Origin of the sequence: Mycobacterium sp. E3298 (genome assembly GCF_001666895.1) — a bacterium.
In the GTDB taxonomy this organism is placed as follows: domain Bacteria; phylum Actinomycetota; class Actinomycetes; order Mycobacteriales; family Mycobacteriaceae; genus Mycobacterium.
Genome location: NZ_LZJB01000365.1, coordinates 1 through 4,382, shown reverse-complemented (window position 1 = coordinate 4,382; position 4,382 = coordinate 1). Strand labels below are relative to the sequence as shown.

Genomic DNA, 4,382 nt, shown 5'->3' with positions numbered 1-4,382 from the left:
CCGAGCGAGTCCAGTTGGGCACCTTGGTGACCGGCAACACCTACCGCAATCCCGCGCTGCTGGCCAAGACCATCACCACCCTCGACGTGGTGAGCCAGGGCCGCGCCATCCTCGGCATCGGAACCGGCTGGTTCGAACTCGAGCATGACCAACTGGGTTTCGAATTCGGCACTTTCACCGACCGATTCAACCGGCTCGAGGAGGCGCTGCAGATCATCCTGCCGATGATCAAGGGCGAGCGGCCGACCTTCTCGGGCAAGTGGTACCAGGTGCGCGAGGCGATGGCGAATCCCCGCTTCCGCGACCACATTCCGCTGATGATCGGGGGCAGCGGTGAGAAGAAGACGATCCCCCTCGCCGCGCGCCACTTCGATCACCTCAACGTCATCGCCGGATTCGACGAACTGCCGGGCAAATTGGACGTCGTGCGGCGGCGCTGCGAAGAGATCGGCCGCGACCCGGCGACGCTGGAAACCAGCACGCTGACCACGGTGCTGGTCGACGAGAACACCAAGCCGGACCAGATTCCGGCCGAGATGACCCAGCGCATGGTGGTCGGCGGCCCCGAGTCGGTCGCCGAGCAGATCAAAACCAAGGTGGTGGACGCCGGCATCGACGGCGTCATCATCAACCTGCCCTTCTACGCCCCCGGCGTGATCAGCTCCGTAGGTGAGGCGCTGCGCCCGGTTGTCGGCCTGTAGCAGCCGACGCCGCGGGCCGTGGGGTCGCGGTTTGGCCCCGCGGCGGTAATACTTCCGTGTAGCAGCGTTTACCTGCGCCACCCGGGCGCAGCGCGGAAGAAGAGGCCGGGAAGGCAATGAAGACAGCAGCCCTGGCGTTGATGGTGGCCGGCGTGGCGTTTGTCGCACCCCCGCTCGCGCATGCCGGCGGCGACGGGATCGCGATGGCGATATCGGACTCCACCGGCCACATCGACATCGCCGACGGCGCCTCGAGCGTGGGTGCGGCCGAGAAGGCGGTTATGGAGACCTGCCGCAAGACGATCAGCGACTGCCGCCTGCTGGCCAGTGGGCAGGGTGGGTGCGTGGCGCTGGTGATGAACGCGTCGAAGACCAAATACTTCGGGGGCTGGGGCCCGACGCCCGAAGAGGCGGAGGCACAGGCGCTCTCACGCGCCCCCGGCGGAACGATCCAGGCGGGCCACGACCACTGCGTGGGCGGAGGCTCGAGCCAATAACGGCGGCCTCGTGCCAGCGGGCCGGCGACCCTGATAGTTGCGCCACAGTGGCCGGCGCCCACCAGGGTTTTCGCCCCCAACACCGTTAGTGTTGCAAACAACACATGCGTATCAACTAGGTTTCCGGGTACCCGCCTGACTAGCGTTGTGGCTAACTGCAGTCGCGTGTCCAAAAGCCCCCGTCAGGAGCAGCGGAAACATGAGCCCCCCACCCGAAACCACAGCTGGAACCGAACGGCGCCACCAGGTCGTCATCATCGGTTCGGGATTCGGTGGACTCAACGCGGCAAAGAAACTGAAGCACGCCAACGTCGACATCAAATTGATCGCGCGCACGACCCATCACCTCTTCCAACCGTTGCTGTATCAGGTGGCCACGGGCATCGTGTCCGAGGGCGACATCGCCCCGCCCACCCGTGTCGTGCTGCGCAGGCAGCGCAACGTCCAGGTCCTGCTCGGTGACGTCACGCACATCGATCTCGATGGGAAGTTCGTGGTGTCCGATTTGCTCGGTCACACCTACGAAACCCCTTACGACAGCTTGATTATCGCCGCCGGCGCGGGGCAGTCCTACTTCGGCAACGACCACTTCGCCGAGTTCGCACCCGGCATGAAGTCGATCGACGACGCACTGGAGGTGCGCGGTCGGATCCTGAGCGCCTTCGAGCAAGCCGAACGGTCGCGCGATCCGGAGCGACGGGCCAAGCTGCTGACGTTCACCGTCATCGGCGCCGGCCCCACCGGCGTCGAAATGGCAGGCCAGATCGCGGAATTGGCGGCCCACACGCTGAAGGGCTCGTTCCGTGGCATCGACTCCACCAAGGCGCGGGTGATCCTGCTCGACGCCGCCCCCGCCGTGCTGCCGCCGTTCGGCGACAAGCTGGGGACGCGGGCGCGGGCCCGGCTGGAGAAGATGGGCGTGGAGATCCAACTGGGGGCGATGGTCACCGACGTCGACCGCAACGGCATCACCGTCAAGGATTCCGACGGCACCATCCGGCGCATCGAGTCCGCGTGCAAGGTGTGGTCTGCGGGCGTGCAGGCCAGCGGGCTGGGCCGAGACCTCGCCGACCAGTCGTCGGTGGAACTGGACCGGGCGGGCCGCGTCAAGGTGCTGCCCGACTTGTCGGTTCCCGGCCACCCGAACGTGTTCGTGATCGGCGACATGGCCGCCGTCGAGGGCGTACCCGGGGTGGCGCAGGGCGCGATCCAGGGCGCCAAGTACGTCGCCGGCACGATCAAGGCCGAACTCGGCGGGGCCGACCCCGCCGAGCGCGAGCCGTTCCAGTATTTCGACAAAGGCTCCATGGCAACGGTTTCGCGGTTCTCCGCGGTGGCCAAGGTGGGCCCGCTGGAGTTCAGCGGCTTCATCGCCTGGCTGATGTGGCTGGTGCTGCACCTCGTCTACCTGGTCGGGTTCAAGACCAAGGTCAGCACGCTGCTGTCGTGGACGGTGACCTTCCTGAGCACCCGGCGTGGCCAGCTGACGATCACCGAGCAGCAGGCCTTCGCCCGAACCCGCCTCGAACAGCTGGCGGTGCTCGCCGCCGAAGCCAAGCGGCCGGCGACCGCCAAGCGAGCGAGCTAACGGGCCAATCGCAGCAGGGCCCGAATCGCGGATCCGGCCGGCCTCCGCGAAAGTCGTTGCGCAACACAGCAATACGCCGTCGCGCGGATCTACAGGTTCTGCAGCCGCACCTGGCCGCGGGCGACCACCTTGCCGTCGCCGTCGGTGATCGTGACCAGCCACAGCTGCTGGCGCCGGCCGCGATGGATCGGTTCGGCGACGCCGTACACCATGCCCGAACCGATGGAACGCAGGAAGTCGGTGTTGTTGTTGACCCCTACGACGTTGCCGCCGCCGCGGGTCGCAAGCCAGGTGTAGGCGGCCACGCTGGCCATGCTCTCGATGATCGAGCAGTACACCCCGCCGTGCACGAGGCCCATCGGTTGCAGCAGTTTGGGCGTGACCTCGAGTTGCGCGCGGGCGCCGTCGGGGCTCAGTTCGGTGAACTGCAGTCCGATCTCCTGATCGAAGGGGGCGGTGAAATCCGGCGGCATGCTCGGCGGCTGAGGCACGTTCTGTGTCTACACCATGGGTCGGGCGACGGCGCTGGTGGCGGGGTTGCCGCCCCGGAAACGGCTGAGCCCCGTGCCGCGGGGGCACGGGGCTCGCCGATCGAGTAGACCGGGGGTCACTGCAGCCCTCAGGACTCTGCCGCGGTCGTTGTTCGCTCGACTGGGTTAGCATAGGCAAGGCTGCCCTAATTTCGCAAGCGCCTATCCGGCGGCGCGGTGAGCAGCTGCGGTACGACGGTCGGTAGTAAGCGGAGTAAGATGTTGTCGACGTCAGGAGAGAACGCACTATGGCGAAACTGACCCGGCTCGGGGATCTGGAACGCGCCGTGATGGATCACTTGTGGTCCACGCCGGAACCTCAAACGGTCCGCCAGGTCCACGAGGCGTTGTCCGCGCGACGCGACCTCGCCTACACGACGATCATGACCGTCCTGCAGCGGCTGGCCAAGAAGAACCTGGTCTCGCAGATTCGCGACGACCGCGCGCACCGATACGCTCCCGTGCACGGCCGCGACGAACTGGTCGCCGGGCTGATGGTCGACGCGCTGGCCCAGGCCGAGGACCCCAGCGGCAGGCAGGCCGCGCTCGTCCATTTCGTCGAGCGGGTCGGCGCCGATGAGGCAGCTGCGCTCCGGCGGGCGCTCGCCGAACTGGAAGCTAATCAACGCAACAACGCGCCAACCGCTGGCGCGTCGCCGGAGGACTGAGGGAGACTGACAGCGTGTCCGCGCTGGCCTTCACCATCCTCGCGGTGCTGCTGGTCGGTCCGGTGCCGGCCTTGTTGGCACGCGCGAGCTGGCCGCTGCGCGCTCCCCGCGCCGCGATGGTGTTGTGGCAGGCCATCGCGCTCGCCGCGGTCCTCTCGGCGTTCAGCGCCGGCATCGCGATCGCCACTCGGCTGCTCATGCCCGGTCCCGACGGGCGGCCCACCGCCAGCATCCTCGGCGCCGCCGGCCGCCTCGGCTGGCCGCTGTGGGCCGCGTACATCGGCGTCTTCGCCCTGACCGTGCTGGTCGGCGCCCGATTGATGGTGGCCGTCGTCCGGGTGGCAATCGCCAACCGGCGACGGCGCGCCCATCACCGCATGGTCGTCGATCTGGTCGGC

At 67.6% G+C, this 4,382-nt stretch carries 5 protein-coding genes and 1 pseudogene; 5 read left to right on the top strand and 1 reads right to left on the bottom strand.

Annotation, left to right across the window (positions count from 1 at the left end; all coding sequences use genetic code 11):
- The 3 genes from A9X05_RS16945 to A9X05_RS16935 all read left to right on the top strand — a co-directional run.
- Positions 1–701: LLM class flavin-dependent oxidoreductase (locus tag A9X05_RS16945; RefSeq protein WP_067782859.1), on the top strand; the 701-nt coding region annotated here is incomplete at its 5' end.
- A 116-nt stretch (positions 702–817) separates the two neighbouring features.
- Entirely contained in the window at positions 818–1,198 is a 381-nt protein-coding gene (locus tag A9X05_RS16940; RefSeq protein ID WP_067760738.1) for a DUF4189 domain-containing protein, read from the top strand.
- 199 nt (positions 1,199–1,397) lie between these two features.
- Positions 1,398–2,786 (top strand): NAD(P)/FAD-dependent oxidoreductase, encoded by a 1,389-nt coding sequence (locus tag A9X05_RS16935; protein ID WP_067760736.1) that lies wholly within the window; start codon positions 1,398–1,400, stop codon positions 2,784–2,786.
- Positions 2,787–2,875: 89 nt separating this feature from the next.
- Here the strand turns inward: A9X05_RS16935 and A9X05_RS16930 are convergent, their stop codons facing one another.
- Positions 2,876–3,259, bottom strand: coding sequence for a PaaI family thioesterase (locus A9X05_RS16930; RefSeq protein WP_067760734.1), 384 nt, complete (start codon positions 3,257–3,259; stop codon positions 2,876–2,878).
- Positions 3,260–3,564: 305 nt separating this feature from the next.
- Here A9X05_RS16930 and A9X05_RS16925 point away from each other — a divergent pair, with 305 nt between their 5' ends.
- Positions 3,565–3,984 (top strand): BlaI/MecI/CopY family transcriptional regulator, encoded by a 420-nt coding sequence (locus tag A9X05_RS16925; RefSeq protein WP_067760732.1) that lies wholly within the window; start codon positions 3,565–3,567, stop codon positions 3,982–3,984.
- Positions 3,985–3,998: 14 nt separating this feature from the next.
- A pseudogene (locus A9X05_RS16920) lies at positions 3,999–4,382 on the top strand (M56 family peptidase); the annotation flags it as partial.